The organism is Microbacterium phyllosphaerae (assembly GCF_050628115.1).
Lineage (GTDB): Bacteria > Actinomycetota > Actinomycetes > Actinomycetales > Microbacteriaceae > Microbacterium > Microbacterium phyllosphaerae_A.
In genome coordinates, this window is record NZ_CP192502.1 from 3,392,021 (window position 1) to 3,408,627 (window position 16,607).

The window sequence follows — 16,607 nt, forward strand, 5'->3', positions numbered from 1 at the left end:
GCGCACCAGGACGCTCAGGCCACCTGTATCGTCCAGATGACGTGCATTCGCCAGACCATGATCGCGACGGCGAGCCCGGCGACTCCGAGGATGACCGTGCTCCACCGGCTTCTCTCCATCAGGGCCCACAGCACAGCGCCGATCGGCAGCAGCACCGCGGAGACGAGATAGACCCAGTACTCCAGCAGATCACCGGTCGGGGGGTTGCCGACGAGCGGCGCCACGATCGCGACGACGACCTGGACGATCAGAAGCAGTTCGACGAGCGCGAGCGCACCGACGGAGAAGTCGCTCGGACGCCGACCCGCGAGGCCGAGGATGATGCAGAAGAGTCCGGCCGCGGTCGCGACCGCGATCTGAGCGATCGTCAGCCAGAGGATCACCGGGTCACCTCGGGCATGTTCATCGCGCTCTTCAGGTCGGCCCCCCGGCGCTCGACGACGCCGATGAGCACGCCGTCCTCGTCGATCGCGGCGGCCAGAGTACCGCTCAGTCGAGAGGCCTGATCGGTGAGCCGTTTACCGTGCCGGAGATCCCTGGCATCCACCGCCGAGACGGGGAGCGGATCGAGCACACGTGCTGCCGCAGCAGCCGGAGTGAGAAGCGCCTTCTCGACGATGTCGTCGATCACCACGGCATCCGCGACGTCGAAGTCGCCGACTCGGGTGCGTCGTAGAGCGGTGAGGTGTCCTCCGACACCGAGGGCTGCGCCGAGATCGCGGGCCAGTGAGCGGATGTAGGTTCCGGACGAGCAGTCGACCACGACGTCGAGGTCCAACGATCCGTCGCCCGAGCGCTCGGCGACGATGTCGAACCGGGAGACCGTGACATCGCGCGCGGCGAGCACCACCTCTTCCCCCGCCCGCACCCGGTCGTAGGCGCGTCGGCCATCGACCTTGATCGCCGACACCGAGCTCGGCACCTGCGAGATCGCCCCCGTCAGCGCGGCGACACCCGCCGCGACCCGCTCCGGTGTCACCGCATCCCACGCCTGCTCGGGCGCGCGCGTCAGGATCTCACCGTCGGCGTCGTCCGTTCCGGTCGTCTGCCCGAGTCGGATCGTCGCCTCGTAGGTCTTGTCCGCGCCGACGATGTAGGTCAGCAGCCGCGTCGCGCCTTCGACGCCGATCACGAGGAGGCCGGTGGCCATCGGGTCCAGAGTCCCCGCGTGCCCGACCTTGCGGGTTCCGAGTGCGCGGCGCGTGCGCGCGACCACATCGTGGCTGGTCAGTCCAGCGGGCTTGTCGACGAGGAGGATGCCGGGCGAGACCATCCATCAAGCCTACGGTGCGACCGGCTGCTCAGCGTCCCGCCTCCGGTGCGCTTCGGTTCGCCTAGGCTGACGAGGTGCCCTCGACGTCTCATTCCGCTGCTGCGACGATGGAGCCTCTGGCTGCATGGTATCGGGAGGCCGCACGCGATCTTCCGTGGCGACGCCGAGAGTTCCACGAGGAGTTCGGCGCCTGGGGCACGCTCGTCAGCGAGTTCATGCTGCAGCAGACGCCGGTGACCCGGGTGATCCCGCATCTCGAGGCCTGGCTCGCGCGATGGCCCACCCCGCGGGCTCTGGCAGGCGCCACCCCTGCCGAGGTCGTGCAGCAGTGGGCGAACCTCGGCTATCCCCGGCGCGCACTGTGGCTGCACCGTGCCGCGATCGAGATCACGGATCGTCACGAGGGCGTCGTCCCCAGGGACGTCGAGCCGCTTCTGCTCCTCTCAGGCATCGGCGACTACACCGCCAGAGCGGTCGCCGTCTTCGCATACGGTGACCGGCATCCCGTCGTCGACACGAACACGCGTCGCGTGCTCGCGCGGGCGATCCTCGGGCAGGCGCAGCCCGGCTCGCCGTCTCGCCGGGACCTCGACCTCATGGACTCTCTGCTCCCCGCCGGCGACGCCGAGTCCGCCGTGTTCAATGCAGCCGCGATGGAGCTCGGCGCGACGGTCTGCACGTCACGGTCGCCTCGGTGCGAGATCTGTCCACTGATCGACGACTGCGCCTGGGTCGCGGCCGGACGCCCCGACACGGGCGACACTCGCCGGCGCCAGGCGACTTTCGAGGGTTCGGACCGTCAGGCCCGAGGCGCGGTGCTGCGCGTCCTTCGCGCTGCCGCCCCGGGACCGGTGCTGTTGCAGGGCGTGCTGCCGGACTGGCCGGACCCGCTTCAGCGCGACCGGGCGATCGATTCGCTCATCGCCGACGGGCTCGCCGAGGCCGACGGCGAGACCCTCTCACTCCCCCGTTGACACTCGAGCGTCGAACAGGTCCCTCAGACGTACTGGCCGATGCGGTGCGCCGTGACAGTGAGCTCGACACGCGTGCGTACCGCGAGCTTGACGAACACGCGCCCGAGGTGCACCTCGACGGTACGCACCGAGATGTGCAGCGCCTCGGCGATATCACGGTTCGACGTGCCTTCGACGACCAGCATCGCCACCTCGAGCTCTCGCACTGTCAACAGCCCCTCCCACACCCGTCGGCATGACGCGAGCGGATCCGAGGTGGGAACCGAAAGATGCTGACCCGCATCCAGACGATCCAACCTGATGCTGACCGCACGAGCCCACGCGGTCGCCCCCGATACCTGCAAGAGGCTCAGGGCGGAGGTGAGGTGCTCACGGCCTATCTCGGTGTCTCCGCGGATGAGCGATCGCGTTCCGATCATCGCTTCGACGCGTCCACGTGAGAATGGAGACGTGAGGCGCCTCGCCGCATCGGCCACGTGAGCGCGTTCTGTCCGCCACTGCTCGTCAGAGCATCTCGTGATGCGCAGACGAAGTTGCTGGGCGAGCGCTATCTCGGGCGGTTCGATCCGCTGCGGTCCGCCAGCGATGGGCTCCGCACCGACGATCGCCTCCTCCAGTCCGGGCACGGAGAGCGTCGTCTGAGGCGCGCCTCGTTCGAGCCACAGCCGCATGAACGAGACGGCATCGTCGGTCGAACCCGCCAAGAACGCCTCGATGCCGCGGTCTACGAGCTGGTCGAAGCGCGCCGGAGCCGGCAGCGCGGCACTGAGGGCCCGCGAGAACGGCCCGAGACGTCCGAGGACCGCCAGATCGAGGCGACGGGCGATCACGACACCCAGTCCCGCGAAGGGCAACGTCACTGGCAGCTCCAGTGATGCCCGGATCATCAGGGCGCGGGCGGCTGCTATGTCGCCACGCCACATCAACAGCAGCACCTCGACGATGGCTCGGTAGGCTCCGACGAGCGGGCTGAACTCGAACCCTGCGACGAACGGATCGACCTCGATGCCCAGACCCGAGTCCCCGACGGCGAGCAGCCGCAGGCCTCGATCGACATCGCCATCCATCGCTGCGCGCAGGGCCCGCACCATCCCACCGGTGAGCGGCCCGGCACCTCGCACGTCCGCGATCTCCCGATCGCCGAGCACGAGCCATGCGAGTGCCACCACGGGGTCGCGGAGATCCTTCTCCGTGTTCGTCCTCGTGCTGCCCTCCCGCAGCGCATCCAACCACGATCGCATGCCCTGACGGTCGCCTCTCTCCGCGCAGAGGACGGCAGCGAACGCCGACGCACGTGTCCAGGAGTACCAGTCCTCCGCGTCGTCGCTCTGCGGCTTGAGCGCCTGCGCGTCGACCTCCGGTACAGCGCCTCGCAGATGCGCCAGCGCGACGAGTAGACCACCGAGTCCTTGCAGCCTGTACCGTTCGTCTCCGCCGGGGAACAGATCAGCGAGCTGCTTCGCTGCCTCGATCGCGAAGCCCGCGGCTATCGCCGCGACGCCCGCCACGACGGTCGCCTCGTCTCGCTGCGTCCCACTCGCGTGCGCCGCCGCCTCGGCAGCGAGATGGAATGCACGCTCGCTCAGACCGGACTCGGAAGCCTCTCGAGCGATGCGGATCAGCTCACGCGCTGTGCCCGGCGATCCTCCGAGAGACGCTCGCGCCCGATGCCACTCCGCGTCGACATGCTCCCCCCGGCTCTCGAAGATGAGGTGCAGCCGTTCGTGCACGGCGGCTGCCGCCGAAGATGAGCTCGTTGCACGGAGCCAGATGGCCAGACGCGGGTCGGCGAGTCTCACCCGACCCGCGTGGATGTCGAGGAGCGGACCGACGGCGCCGACGGCGAGATCGGCTGCCGAGCGGCCCCCGAAGTCGAGGAGCGGATCGAGCCTGTCGTCGAGACGCAACGAGACTGCGATGAGCAGGTCGCGATCACCGGGGTCGAGCACGAGATGCGCGTAGAGCGCCTCGATCGATTCGACCATGGGCACCGGCGTCGGGAGAGGCCTCAGCCCGTGGCGCTGACCGGGATCGAGCTGGGACACGACCGCTCTGACGGTCGGCGGATCGGCCGTGAGCTCGGAGATGAGGCGCGCGACGACGTGCGGCGCACAGCTCAGATCATTCTCGAGCAGATCCTCGAGTATCTCTTCCACCGCAGCTGAGGCGACCGAAGCCGCTCCGTACGCACTCAGAACGTCGATTCCGAACCCCCCAGGCCCCCGGGGCGAGCGCCCGTTGAGCTGAGGGTATCAAGCCCCTCGAGCCCTCAGACGAGGGCTCCGATATTCAGGACTGCGTGTCGTCGTCGTCCTGGCGGATGTACGGGTCTGCATCGCCTGCGTGGGATGCGGAGGACGCGAGCTTCGCCACGTCGGCATCGCGCTGCTGAGCTTCGCGGAGGAGCGCCGAGATGTGGTCGGCGTTCTCCGGCAGCGCGTCGGGGATGAACTCGAGCGTCGGGACGAGTCGAGTGCTCAGCTGCTTGCCGACTTCGCTGCGCAGCATCCCGGTCGCGGACGTCAGAGCCGCCCCGCTGGAGAGACGCTCCTCCTCGGTGCCGAGCACCGTGTAGAAGACCGAAGCGTGCTGCAGGTCCCCGCTCACGCGGACGTCGGTGATCGTCACGAAGCCGAGGCGCGGGTCGCGCAGCCCCTTCTCGAGTCGCTCAGCGAGGATCACACGAATGCGATCGGCCAGACGTGCCTGTCGTTCACCAGCCATTGTTCTCTCCCTCTACGTACCCTTCGGGCGAGGATGCATGACGCATCCTCGCCCGAAGACATATATCTGACTCGATCAGCCGCGAGGCTTCTCGACCAGCTCAGTGGTCTCGATCTCGTCACCGATCTGGATGTCGTTGAACTTGCCGAGGCCGATACCGGCCTCGTAGTCCGTGCGCACCTCGGTGACGTCGTCCTTGAAGCGACGCAGCGACTCGATGGCGAGGCCGTCGGCGATCACCACACCGTCGCGGATGACACGAGCCTTGGCGTTTCGCGTGATCGTTCCCGAGCGCACGATGACACCGGCGATGTTGCCGAACTTCGAAGAGCGGAACACCTCGCGGATCTCGGCGACACCCGACTGGACCTCTTCAAACTCCGGCTTGAGCATGCCCTTGAGCGAGCTCTCGATCTCGTCGATCGCGTTGTAGATGACCGAGTAGAACCGGATGTCCACGCCTTCACGCTGAGCGCGCTCGCGCGCCTTCGTGTCGGGGCGGACGTTGAAGCCCACGATGATCGCGTTGTCGATCGTCGCGAGGTTGACGTCGGACTCCGTGATCGCACCCACACCGCGGTGGATGATGCGGAGCTGCACCGAATCATCGACCTCGATCTTGAGCAGCGACTCCTCGAGTGCCTCGACGGCACCGGAGACGTCACCCTTGATGATGAGGTTGAGCGACTCGACCTTGCCCTCTTCGAGAGCGCGGGTGAAGTCCTCGAGCGAGATGCGCTTGCGGGCCTTGGCCAGCTGTGCGTTACGCTCGACCGCTTCACGCTTCTCAGCGATCTGACGGGCCATACGGTCCTCTTCGGTGACGATGAAGACGTCGCCGGCACGCGGCACGGAGTTCAGACCCTGCACCTGCACCGGACGCGACGGGTAGGCCTCGAGGACCTGCTCGCCGTTCTCGTCCGCCATCGCACGCACTCGGCCGTAGGCCGTTCCGGCGACGATAGCGTCTCCGACGCGGAGCGTTCCGGACTGGATCAGCACCGTGGCGACCGAACCGCGCCCCTTGTCGAGCTTCGCCTCGATGGCGACACCGCGAGCGGCCTTGTTCGGGTTGGCCGTGAGGTCCAGACCCGCGTCGGCCGTGAGCAGCACCGCGTCCAGAAGTTCCTGGATGCCGGTGTTGGCACGTGCGGACACATCGACGAACATGACGTCTCCGCCATACTCCTCGGCGACCAGACCGTACTCGGTGAGCTGCTGACGGACCTTGGCCGGGTTGGCGTCGGGCTTGTCGACCTTGTTCACCGCGACCACGATCGGCACGTTCGCCGCCTGGGCGTGGTTCAGCGCCTCGACCGTCTGCGGCATGATGCCGTCGTCGGCCGCGACCACGAGGATCGCGAGGTCGGTGACCTGCGCTCCACGTGCACGCATGGCGGTGAATGCCTCGTGACCCGGGGTGTCGATGAAGGTGATGGCACGCTCGATGCCCTCGTGCTCCGTCCACACCTGGTACGCACCGATGTGCTGCGTGATGCCGCCGGCTTCACCGTCGATGACGTTGGTCTGACGGATCGCGTCGAGGAGTCGGGTCTTACCGTGGTCGACGTGACCCATGACGGTGACCACCGGAGGACGGATCTCGAGGTCGTCCTCGCTCTCCTCCTCGAGCTCCTGCTCGAGGTTGAGACCGAAGCCTTCGAGGAGCTCCTTGTCCTCGTCCTCGGGCGAGACCATCTGGATCTTGTAACCGAGCTCGGCACCCAGGACCTCGAACGTCGCCTCGTCCAGCGACTCGGTGGCCGTGGCCATCTCGCCGAGGTTGAAGAGGATCGTCACGAGGGTTCCGGGCTGAACCGTGTAACCGGTCAGCGTCTCGATCTTGTCGGCGAAGTCCGCGATGGATGCCCCACGGCGCATGCGGATGATCTCCCCGTTACCGCGGGTGACATTGACGCCACCGACGACCGGGGCGCTCCGCATCTCGAATTCCTGCCGCTTCGCCCGCCGCGACTTGCGCTGCTTGCTCTTGCCGCCACCCTTGCCGAACGCACCAGCGGTACCTCCACCGGGGCCACGACCGCGACCGCCACCGCCACCGGGACGACCTGCGAAGCCACCGCCGGGACGAGCGCCTGGGCCCGCACCGGGTCCACCGGCACCGCCGGGACGACCGGGTCCACCCGGACGCTGCTGGAACGGTGCACCACCGGGACGACCGCCCTGACCGCCGCGCGGAGCGCCGGGACGGGGGGAACCGGGACGAGGCGCACCAGGACGCGGGGCGCCGGGACGCGGGGCCTGCGGACGCGGGATGTTACCCGGCGTCGGGCGCTGGCCCATTCCCTGCGCCGAGGCGAAGGGGTTGTTCCCCGGACGCGGACCGGTGGGACGCTGTCCCATGCCCTGCGCGGTGGAGAACGGGTTGTTGCCGGGGCGCGGAGCGCCGGGCTTCGGAGCTCCGCCGTCGTTCGACTTCGGAGCAGCGGGTCCGGGGGTCGCCGCCGCCGGAGCAGCAGGCTCGGCCTGAGCCTCGGCTGCAGGAGCAGCGACGGGCGCCTCCGGAGCAGGCGCCGGCTTGGGTCCGGGCTTCGGACCGGGAGTCGGCGCACCGGAACCGGGCTTCGCAGCACCGGACGTCGCAGCATCGGGCGTTGCCTCTGCCGACTTCGCAGCGGTCTTGGCAGCACCGGGCTTCGCAGCACCGGGCTTGGCAGCACCGGGCTTGGCAGCAGACTTCGCTGCTGCAGCGGGCGCGGCGTCGCCGGACGACTTCAGCGAGGCGTCCGACTCGATGGCAGCGCGCAGCTTGCGCGCCACCGGAGGTTCGATGGTCGAAGAGGGGCTCTTGACGAACTCTCCGAGTTCCTTGAGCTTTGCAAGTGCGATCTTGCTGTCGACGCCGAGTTCAGCGGCGATCTCGTGTACGCGTGGTTTACCAGCCACAATTCTCCTGTCTGGGGTCGGTCCACCCAGACAGGGCAGACCACTAGTCGCGGACGGGTCTCATTTCGAGCCGTTCACTTTGTTTCCATAGCCGTTCAGCCTTTGTTTCTTGGTGGGTGCTGTTCGATGTTCCGCGTATCCAGATCGCTGGAGACGCGCAGTGCTCGTCCGAAAGCCCGACGCCGCAGAGCGGCATCCATGCATTCCGGTGTCGGATGAACCCACGCGCCTCGCCCCGGCAGGACAGCACGCTCATCGACGATGAGCGTCTCGTTCTGGGACACCACCCTGAGAAGAGCGGCGCGGGGAGCACGTGTGCGACAGCCGACGCACATTCGTACGGGTTCCATCTTACACCTGTGTTCCCGTCCGACTCACGCGAGGCGCGCGAGTCGGACGTGACGAGCGGTCAGTCCAGGACGCTGTCGGGCTGAATATCGATCTTCGCGCCGGTGAGCTTGGCAGCGAGGCGGGCATTCTGCCCCTCCTTGCCGATCGCGAGCGAGAGCTGGTAGTCCGGCACCAGGGCGCGCACCGCCTTGGTGTTCGCGTCGAGGATGAACGCGCTTGTCACCTTGGCCGGCGAGAGGGCGTTGGCGACGAAGGGCGCGAGTTCCGGATCGAAGTCGACGATGTCGATCTTCTCCCCGGCGAGTTCTTCGGTGACGGCACGGACGCGGCGGCCCATCTCGCCGATGCAGGCGCCCTTGGCGTTGATGGCCGGGTCGTTCGCCCGAACGGCGATCTTCGTGCGGTGGCCGGCCTCGCGGGCCAACGAGACGATCTCGACGAGCCCGGCGGCGATCTCAGGGACTTCCAGCGCGAAGAGCTTGCGGACGAGCCCGGGGTGCGTGCGCGAGACGGTGATCTGCGGCCCCTTGAGGCCCTTCGCGACACTGGTCACGTACACGCGGAGGCGCGACCCGTGGGTGTATTCCTCGCCCGGCACCTGCTCCTCCGGAGGAAGGATCGCCTCGACGGCTCCGAGATCGACGTGGATCATGCGGGGATTCGGGCCCTGCTGGATCACTCCGGCGACGATGTCGCCTTCTTTGTCCTTGAAGTCGCCGAGCACGACGTCGTCCGCGATGTCCCGCAGACGCTGGCTGATGACCTGCTTGGCGGCGAAGGCCGCGATACGTCCGAAGTCGTCGGGCGTGGCATCCTCTTCGCCGATGATCGCGCCCTCTTCGTCCTTGACGACCTGCAGCACGGCGACGTGCCCGGTACGACGATCGAGGTCGACGCGAACGCCTTCGGGGGTGACTCCGTCTGCGGAGACGTGCTTCGAGTACGCGGTCAGGATGGCCTGTTCGATGATCGAGACGAGTTCATCGAAGGGAATCGCCTTCTCCTTCTCGATCCCACGCAGCAGACTCAGTTCGATATCCATGACGGCTCCCTATTCAGCTCTCGTCGCGCGGGTGTGCTCGCACGACATCCGTACCACGATACCCTGTGCCCACCGCCCCATGCCACGGCGGCCGCCGCACCGTCGCGGCGCCAGGACCGCAGGAGGACCCAGTGACCACGTACGACACCATCGTCATCGGAGCCGGGATGTCAGGACTGACGGCTGCGCGCATGCTCGCCGATGCCGGTGAGAGGGTGCTGGTACTGGAGGCTCGCGATCGCGTCGGGGGTCGGATGAACACCGACAGGACCGCCGGGTTCCCGGTCGATCTCGGCGCGTCCTGGGTGCACGGGATCGAGAGGTCGCGCCTGTGGGACCTCGTGCAGGCTCTGGACATCCCGACGATCGAGTACACGGTCGGCAGCTTTCAGGCCGGTGGCCGCCCGATCGAGAACTTCGACGGGGACGGCAGGCCGCTGGATGCCGCGAGCACGGCGCAGTGGGTCGATGACGTCGCGATGGCCGACCTTCTTCTGGTCGAGGAGATCGCGGCGTCCTCCCCCGGCGACACCTACCTCGACGTGACCGAGCGCGCGCTCGACCGCTCCGGGTTCGATCCGGAGCGCATCGACGAGGTCCGCGAGTTCTTCCGGCACCGCGTCGAGGAGCAGTGCGGGGCCTGGATCGGCGACCTCGACGCGCACGGGCTCGACGAGGACGCCATCGACGGCGACGAGGTGATCTTTCCGCGCGGATACGACGAACTCCCCCGTCGCATCGCTGTGGGGCTCGACATCCGGCTCGAGCACATCGTGACGCGGGTCGCTCGGACGCCGGACGGGGTCGTCGTCTCGACCGCCGCCGGCGACTTCTCCGCCCGCAGAGGGCTGGTCACGGTGCCGCTCGGCGTGCTCAAGGCCGGTTCGATCGACTTCACCCCGCCCCTGCCCGACGCCGTCGCGGGCCCCGTCGGGCGTCTCGGAATGGGCGTCTTCAACAAGATCTTCGTCCAGTTCCCGGAGCGCTTCTGGGAGGAGGAGAGCTATGTGATTCGCGCGCTCGGCGACGCCGGTGAGCACTGGCACTCCTGGTACGACGTGTCAGCGGTCAGCGGGCTGCCGACCCTCCTCACCTTCGCCGCCGGCCCGTTCGGACGTCGCATGCAGGAACTCGCCGACGAGGAGATCGTCGCGGACGTGCTCGCCGCGCTGCACAGGCTGTACGGCGACGCCGTCGGCGCGCCCACAGCGCACTGGATCACCCGCTGGGGGCATGACCCGTTCTCGAACGGGTCATACTCGCACCTGGCCGTCGGGTCATCGCATCACGATCACGACGACGCGGCAGGCCCCGTCGACGGCGTGCTGCACTTCGCGGGCGAGGCCACCTGGGGCGATGAGCCCGCCACGGTGGGGGCCGCCTATTACTCAGGCCACCGCGCCGCCGAGCGCATCCTCGGGCACGAGGTCGATCTCTCCTCGTTCGCTGCAGGGATCAGAGCGCGGGAGCAGAATCCAGCGAGTTGATCGCACCGATCAGACGGAAGAGGTTGCCGACCTGGCGCTGGTCGAGGTGAAGCGCGAGCCGCGGCAGGTGCAGCACGTCGTCGTCGGCGACCTCGGGCGACCGGGGCGCGGACCGCTCGATACTGCCACTCACCAGCATCCCGCCGAACTGCCCGTTCAGACGATCGAGCTCGGCATCGGTCGGTTCGGTGCGGAGGCGGAGCACGAGGGTGTCCCCCACCCAGCGCAGCGAATCGTAGTTGCGCCAGAAGCCGGCGATCACTGCGGCCGCCGACTCGACCGAGTCCGTGATGACGACGCGGTCGAAGTCGCCTTCGGAGATCACTCCCGTCGGCGCGAGATCCTCGTCGATGAAGCGCTTGAGACCGTTCCAGAACGTACCGCCGGGTTCGTCGAGCAGCACGATCGGCGTCGGCTCGGCCTTGCCCGTCTGCTGCAGAGTCAGAAGCTCGAACATCTCGTCCAGAGTGCCGAATCCGCCCGGAAGGCAGATGAAGCCGATGGACTCCTTGATGAGCATGAGCTTGCGGGTGAAGAAGTACTTCATCGCGACGACGTGGTCGCTTCCCGCGACGAGGCTGTTCGCCTTCTCCTCGAACGGCAGTCGGATCGAGACCCCCAGCGAGAGTGCGGGACCCGCGCCTTCAGCCGCGGCCTGCATGATTCCGGGGCCGGCGCCCGTCACGACCATCCAGCCGTCTGCGGCGAGGGCCTCGGCGACGGCTCGCGCCTGGACGTAGAGCGGATCGTCCTGCCGCGTGCGCGCCGATCCGAAGACGGTGACCTTCGGCACTCCCTCGAAAGGAGCGAAGAGCCGGAAGGCGTCGCGCATCTCGGCCAGCGCCGCGGACGCGATCTTGAGGTCGAGCCTGTTGGTGCCGTCCTCGCCCAGCAGGATCGCCGTTCGCATCATGCGCATCACCAGACGCCGATCGGTCTTGACACCGGCCCCGTCCAGCACGGCGTTGATCTCAGAGCTGAGCGTTTCCGGCAGCGGTTCCTCGGTCATGTCTCCAGACTGTCACGCGTGGTCCGACGCGTGTGCGTCGCAACGCCGCTGGCGATCATGTGGCGCTCTTCCTGTCAATCCCCGTGCCTCTCGGTCGCGCGAGTACGAAGCTGTCGACATGACAGAGATCACTGGACCTGAAGCCCTCGCCCGAGTCGCCGAGCTGGTGGAGGACATCGACTTCACGATGCTGACGACGACAGACGACGACGGCAATCTCGTGAGCCGCCCCATGTCGACGCGGCAGATGGACGACGCCGGCGACATCTGGTTCTTCACTGCGGAAGACACCGAGAAGGTCGAAGAGGCGCGCGCACACCGTCAGGTCGGCCTGTCGTACTGCGACGCCAAAGGGATGCGATATGTGTCGGTCGCCGGCAACGCATCCGTGGTGCACGACCGCACGAAGATGGAGGAGCTGTACTCGCCGTCGCTCGATATCTGGTTCGAGGAGGGCCTCGACACGCCCGGCATCGCCCTGCTGAAGGTCACTCCCACGGTGACGGAGTTCTGGGAGCCCGCGAAGGGGAAGATCGCCATGGCAGCGGGAGCACTCAAGGCGCTCGTCACCAAGGACACGCCCGACGACGACATCATGAACCACGGTCGCATCGTCTGCTGATCTCGACCCGCTCATGAGAATGCCGCGCACCCCCGGGCAGGGGATGCACGGCATTCCGCGTGGCGGCGATCAGAGTCCGCTGAGCCTTTCGAAGGCTTCGGACACCGAGACCGCGTCGCGCTCACCGGTGCTGCGATCCCAGAGCTCGACCTGACCTTCGGCCGCACCGCGCCCGACGATCACGATCTTCGGAACGCCCACGAGCTCGGCGTCGCCGAACTTGACTCCGGGCGACACCTTCGGGCGGTCGTCGTAGAGCACGTCGAGACCTGCGGACTCCAGCTGCGCCGACAGGTCGGCGGCCACATCGAACGCGACCTGATCGCGACCGGCGGCGACGACCTGCACGTCGAACGGAGCGACCGATGCGGGCCAGATGAGGCCCTTCTCATCGTTGTTCAGCTCGGCGATGATCGCGAGGATGCGCGTCACGCCGATGCCGTACGACCCCATCGTGACGGTGACGAGCTTGCCGTTCTCGTTCAGGACCTTGAGCCCGAGAGTCTCGGCGAAGAAGCGGCCGAGCTGGAAGACGTGCCCGATCTCCATGCCGCGTGCGAGCTCCACCGGGCCGGAGCCGTCAGGAGCCGGATCGCCCGCGCGGACGTTGGCGATCTCGACGATGCCGTCGGCGAAGAAATCACGCCCTGCGACGACCGAGTGTGCGTGCTTCTCGTCCTGGTTGGCGCCGGTGATCCAGCTGGTGCCCTCGCTCACGCGGGGGTCGACGAGGTAGCGGATACCCGTCGCGGACTCCTCTCCGAGCACAGCGCCGGTCGGTGACCAGGGGCCGATGTAGCCCTTGACGAGCAGCGGATTCTTCTCGAAGTCGTCTGCCGTGGCGGTCTCGACCTCTGCGGGCGCGAACGCCACCTCTGCGCGCTTCTCATCGACCTCGCGGTCACCCGGGATGCCGACGACGACGAGCTCTCGTGTGCCGTCGACGTGGGTCAGCGCCAGAACGACGTTCTTGAGCGTGTCTGCAGCGGTGTAGTCGCCGTCGAGATGCGCGTTGGAGTGCGCCACGAGCGTCTGGATCGTCGGCGTGTTCGGCGAGTCGAAGATCACCGGGGCGGCCTCCGCATCGAATGCGATCGCGTCGGGCACGGCCGTCGTGAACGCCTCCACATTCGCGGCGTATCCGCCGGCGCTGCGGACGAACGTGTCTTCGCCGACGGGAGTCGGGTGCAGGAACTCCTCGCTCCTCGCCCCGCCCATCAGGCCGTTGTCCGCGTTGACGATCACGTACTCGAGTCCCAGACGCTGGAAGATGCGCTCGTACGCGTCGCGCTGAGACTGGTAGCTCGTCTCGAGCCCGGCATCCGAGGAATCGAACGAGTACGCGTCTTTCATCGTGAACTCGCGACCACGGAGCAGACCGGCGCGCGGACGTGCCTCGTCGCGGTACTTGTCCTGGATCTGATAGATCGTCAGGGGAAGATCCTTGTACGACGAGTAGAGATCCTTCACGAGCAGGGTGAACATCTCCTCGTGCGTGGGAGCGAGGAGGTAGTCCGCGCCCTTGCGATCCTGGAGGCGGAAGATTCCATCGCCGTAGGACTCCCAGCGACCTGAGAGCTCATACGGCTCGCGGGGAAGCAGTGCGGGGAAGTGGACTTCCTGCGCACCGGCGTTCGCCATCTCCGCACGAACGATGGCCTCGATTCGCGACTTGACCTTGAGCCCGAGCGGCAGCCACGTGAACACTCCTGGAGCGGCACGCCGGATGTAACCGGCGCGGATCAGCAGCTTGTGACTGGTGACCTCTGCTTCTGCAGGGTCTTCGCGGAGGGTGCGGAGGAAGAAGTTCGAAAGACGAGTGACCACCGGGCAAGTCTACTGACCGGTGGTCACTCGTTCTCGCGATGCGTCAGTTGAGGGCGGGGAGTCCGTTCGGGATCACGCCGCCGGCGTACAGGCTCGCCGCGAGGTCCTGCACGGCCGTGAGCGCCACGCGCTGCGGAAGCGGGCCGTAGGAGATGCGAGCGACGCCGAGCTTCTCGTACTCCGAAGCCGCGAGGGTGCCGGGCAGCCCGATCACGCTGAGCTTGCCCTCTCCGAGGCCCTCGACGAGCTGACGCGTGATGTTCGCGTCGAGCATGCCGGGAACGAAGACAGCGGTGGCGCCGGCATCGAGGAACGCACGTCCGCGCTGGATCGCGTCGGCGACGCTCTCGGCCACCGGCCGGTGACCCGCGCGCACGAACGCGTCGGTGCGGGCATTGAGGGCGAACGGGACGCCCTCGGCCTCGGCCGCCTTGACGATCGCCTCGACAGCCGCGACCGACTCGTCGAACGGCTTGAGGCGGTCTTCGACGTTCGCGCCCACCACGCCTGCGCCGATCGCGAGGCGCGTGGTCTCGCCTGCGTCACCGTATCCGTCGTCCAGATCCGCGGTCACCGGCACGGAGACGGATGCCGCGATGCGCCCGACCATGTCGATCATGATGTCGCGGGTGATGGTGCCGTCCTCGAATCCGAACGACGCGGCGATGCCGTGCCCGGCGGTGGCGATCGCCTTGGTCTCCGGGAGCTTCGCGACCGCTCGGGCGGATACGACGTCCCACACATTGACGACGCGGAGGATCTCCGGTGCTTCGTAGAGTCCGATCAGGGTCTGGGCTTTCGCAGCAGTGGTCATGCCCCCACGCTAACGCCCAGTATTCCGGTCGGGGCCGGACGGACACGCGAATCACTGATTTGGGGGATGTTTTGAGAACCATCCGACGGCGTCGATTCTGCCGGTTGAGATTCGCCGGCGGCACGTCCCGCGTAGCGGGCGACATAGTGTGGGGTCATGCCTCAGCGCCGATCCCACGTTGCTCCGTCCGCCGCGCAGACGGAACTCGCTGCGGCGCTCGCCGCTCTGAAAGAGTCTCTTGATGCTCCGGCAGACTTCCCCGCTGCAGTACTGGCGGAGGCGGCGGCTTCGGATGCTGCGACTCCCGAACTCGACCTGCGCGACATCCCGTTCGCCACGCTCGATCCACATGGGTCTCGTGATCTCGACCAGGCCTTCCACCTCGAGCGGCGGGACGCCGGATACACCGTTCGCTATGCGATCGCTGATGTGCCCGGATTCGTGGCGCCCGGCGGTGCGGTGGACGAGGAGGCCCGTCGTCGAGGCCAGACGCTGTACGCGGCGGACGGCATTATCCCCCTGCATCCGAAGGTGCTGAGCGAGGATCGTGCGTCGCTGCTGGCGGATGTGGATCGTCCCGCGCTCGTCTGGACCTTCGCCCTCGATTCTGCAGGAGCTGTCGAGGAGTTCCGGCTCGAGCGGGCCCTGATCCGGTCGCGCTCGCAGCTCGACTACGTCAGCACCCAGGCAGCGCTCGACCGGGGCGAGGAAGGCCCCGCCACTCTGCTCCCCGAGATCGGTGCTCTGCGGATCGCACAGGAGAAGCGCCGAGGCGGCGCGAGCCTGAACCTCCCGGATGAAGAGGTCGTGCGAGGACTCGACGGCACCTATTCGATCGAACGTCGGCACCCGCTTGCCGTCGAGGAATGGAACGCGCAGCTCTCTCTCATGACGGGTATGGCGGCCGCTTCCCTGATGATCGAGGCCGGCATCGGCATCCTGCGGACGATGCCTCAGCCCGACGAGAAGTCCTTCGAGGCGTTCCGTCATCAGACCGAGGCGCTCGGCCGTCCGTGGACGACGGGGCGATATGGCGACTACCTGCGCGAACTGGATCGCGCTGACCCCATGACCCTCCCGATCCTCGAGGCGGCGGCGTCGCTCTTCCGCGGAGCGGGATACGTGGCCTTCGACGGCTCAGTACCGCCCGACACCGAGCAGGCGGCCATCGCCGCACCTTACGCGCACGCCACGGCACCACTGCGTCGTCTCGTCGATCGCTGGTCGCTCTCGATCTGCCTCGCTCTGTCCGAGGGGCGTGAGGTGCCGGTCTGGGTGCGCGAGTCCCTCGCTGATCTCCCCCAACTGATGCAGGAGTCCGGTCAGCGCGCGTCCAGGCTCGATTCCGCGACGATCAACTGCGTCGAGGCTGCACTGATGACTCCCCTGGTCGGCTCCACTATCGATGCGACCGTGATCGAGATCCGCGGCGAGCGGGCGACGGTCCAGATCGCCGATCCTGCCGTCACCGCCTCCGCCCCGATCCCGGACGGCGCCGCCCCCGGAGCCGTCGTGCAGCTCCACGTCGTGCGCGCCGACATCAGCCGAGGTGAGATCGAGTTCTCTGTCTGAGCGCC

The 16,607-nt window shown here is 67.6% G+C and carries 14 protein-coding genes; 4 read left to right on the plus strand and 10 right to left on the minus strand.

The features are described 5' to 3' along the window. Positions 1-14 precede the first annotated feature (14 nt). Both ACQ4LY_RS16330 and truB read right to left on the minus strand, forming a co-directional pair. The gene (locus ACQ4LY_RS16330) at positions 15-383 is read right to left on the minus strand and encodes a hypothetical protein (RefSeq protein WP_431073181.1); all 369 of its coding nucleotides are present in this window, start codon (positions 381-383) and stop codon (positions 15-17) included. Next, a complete protein-coding gene (gene truB, locus ACQ4LY_RS16335) occupies positions 380-1,273 on the minus strand; it encodes a tRNA pseudouridine(55) synthase TruB (protein ID WP_431073183.1) in 894 nt (297 codons plus the stop codon). The genes ACQ4LY_RS16330 and truB overlap by 4 nt, the downstream gene beginning before the upstream one ends. 107 nt (positions 1,274-1,380) lie before the next feature. On the opposite strand from truB, the gene ACQ4LY_RS16340 reads away from it, so the two are divergent. Further along, positions 1,381-2,247, plus strand: a complete 867-nt coding sequence (locus ACQ4LY_RS16340) for an A/G-specific adenine glycosylase (protein ID WP_431075713.1) — start codon at positions 1,381-1,383, stop codon at positions 2,245-2,247. A gap of 23 nt (positions 2,248-2,270) precedes the next feature. On the opposite strand, the gene ACQ4LY_RS16345 is transcribed toward ACQ4LY_RS16340, so the two are convergent. From ACQ4LY_RS16345 to nusA, 5 genes are all read right to left on the minus strand, one after another. Further along, on the minus strand, positions 2,271-4,403 hold the full coding sequence (locus ACQ4LY_RS16345) for a response regulator transcription factor (protein WP_431073185.1): 2,133 nt from the start codon (positions 4,401-4,403) through the stop codon (positions 2,271-2,273). A 133-nt stretch (positions 4,404-4,536) separates the two neighbouring features. After that, positions 4,537-4,971 (minus strand): 30S ribosome-binding factor RbfA, encoded by a 435-nt coding sequence (gene rbfA, locus ACQ4LY_RS16350; protein ID WP_056308204.1) that lies wholly within the window; start codon positions 4,969-4,971, stop codon positions 4,537-4,539. Between the two features lie 75 nt (positions 4,972-5,046). Then, positions 5,047-7,878: a translation initiation factor IF-2 gene (infB, locus tag ACQ4LY_RS16355; RefSeq protein ID WP_431073188.1), complete on the minus strand. Its 2,832-nt coding sequence runs from the start codon at positions 7,876-7,878 to the stop codon at positions 5,047-5,049. Between the two features lie 95 nt (positions 7,879-7,973). Continuing rightward, a complete protein-coding gene (locus tag ACQ4LY_RS16360) occupies positions 7,974-8,228 on the minus strand; it encodes a YlxR family protein (RefSeq protein WP_310503415.1) in 255 nt (84 codons plus the stop codon). A gap of 59 nt (positions 8,229-8,287) precedes the next feature. Then, entirely contained in the window at positions 8,288-9,271 is a 984-nt protein-coding gene (nusA, locus tag ACQ4LY_RS16365) for a transcription termination factor NusA (protein ID WP_431073193.1), read from the minus strand. A 131-nt stretch (positions 9,272-9,402) separates the two neighbouring features. Between nusA and ACQ4LY_RS16370 the strand changes: the two genes are divergently transcribed. Then, positions 9,403-10,758 carry a flavin monoamine oxidase family protein gene (locus tag ACQ4LY_RS16370; protein ID WP_431073195.1) on the plus strand — a complete coding sequence of 452 codons (1,356 nt, stop codon included), beginning with the start codon at positions 9,403-9,405 and terminating at the stop codon, positions 10,756-10,758. Here ACQ4LY_RS16370 and ACQ4LY_RS16375 read toward each other — a convergent pair. Beyond that, positions 10,727-11,767: a TIGR00730 family Rossman fold protein gene (locus ACQ4LY_RS16375; RefSeq protein WP_431073197.1), complete on the minus strand. Its 1,041-nt coding sequence runs from the start codon at positions 11,765-11,767 to the stop codon at positions 10,727-10,729. The genes ACQ4LY_RS16370 and ACQ4LY_RS16375 overlap by 32 nt on opposite strands. Before the next feature lie 118 nt (positions 11,768-11,885). Here ACQ4LY_RS16375 and ACQ4LY_RS16380 point away from each other — a divergent pair, with 118 nt between their 5' ends. Next, positions 11,886-12,389 carry a pyridoxamine 5'-phosphate oxidase family protein gene (locus tag ACQ4LY_RS16380; protein ID WP_431073199.1) on the plus strand — a complete coding sequence of 168 codons (504 nt, stop codon included), beginning with the start codon at positions 11,886-11,888 and terminating at the stop codon, positions 12,387-12,389. Positions 12,390-12,458: 69 nt separating this feature from the next. On the opposite strand, the gene ACQ4LY_RS16385 is transcribed toward ACQ4LY_RS16380, so the two are convergent. Both ACQ4LY_RS16385 and ACQ4LY_RS16390 read right to left on the minus strand, forming a co-directional pair. Next, on the minus strand, positions 12,459-14,216 hold the full coding sequence (locus ACQ4LY_RS16385; RefSeq protein WP_431073202.1) for a proline--tRNA ligase: 1,758 nt from the start codon (positions 14,214-14,216) through the stop codon (positions 12,459-12,461). Between the two features lie 43 nt (positions 14,217-14,259). Beyond that, positions 14,260-15,030, minus strand: a complete 771-nt coding sequence (locus ACQ4LY_RS16390) for an isocitrate lyase/PEP mutase family protein (RefSeq protein WP_431073204.1) — start codon at positions 15,028-15,030, stop codon at positions 14,260-14,262. Between the two features lie 156 nt (positions 15,031-15,186). Between ACQ4LY_RS16390 and ACQ4LY_RS16395 the strand changes: the two genes are divergently transcribed. Beyond that, positions 15,187-16,602, plus strand: coding sequence for an RNB domain-containing ribonuclease (locus ACQ4LY_RS16395; RefSeq protein ID WP_431073206.1), 1,416 nt, complete (start codon positions 15,187-15,189; stop codon positions 16,600-16,602). Positions 16,603-16,607 lie beyond the last annotated feature (5 nt).

Excerpts from the sequence above, each read along its gene's own strand:
- truB (WP_431073183.1), bottom strand. The coding sequence starts at position 1,273 with ATGGTCTCGCCCGGCATCCTCCTCGTCGACAAGCCCGCTGGACTGACC.
- ACQ4LY_RS16375 (WP_431073197.1), bottom strand. The coding sequence starts at position 11,767 with ATGACCGAGGAACCGCTGCCGGAAACGCTCAGCTCTGAGATCAACGCC.
- ACQ4LY_RS16395 (WP_431073206.1), top strand. The coding sequence starts at position 15,187 with ATGCCTCAGCGCCGATCCCACGTTGCTCCGTCCGCCGCGCAGACGGAA.
- rbfA (WP_056308204.1), bottom strand. The coding sequence starts at position 4,971 with ATGGCTGGTGAACGACAGGCACGTCTGGCCGATCGCATTCGTGTGATC.
- ACQ4LY_RS16360 (WP_310503415.1), bottom strand. The coding sequence starts at position 8,228 with ATGGAACCCGTACGAATGTGCGTCGGCTGTCGCACACGTGCTCCCCGC.
- ACQ4LY_RS16340 (WP_431075713.1), top strand. The coding sequence starts at position 1,381 with ATGGAGCCTCTGGCTGCATGGTATCGGGAGGCCGCACGCGATCTTCCG.
- ACQ4LY_RS16380 (WP_431073199.1), top strand. The coding sequence starts at position 11,886 with ATGACAGAGATCACTGGACCTGAAGCCCTCGCCCGAGTCGCCGAGCTG.
- nusA (WP_431073193.1), bottom strand. The coding sequence starts at position 9,271 with ATGGATATCGAACTGAGTCTGCTGCGTGGGATCGAGAAGGAGAAGGCG.
- ACQ4LY_RS16390 (WP_431073204.1), bottom strand. The coding sequence starts at position 15,030 with ATGACCACTGCTGCGAAAGCCCAGACCCTGATCGGACTCTACGAAGCA.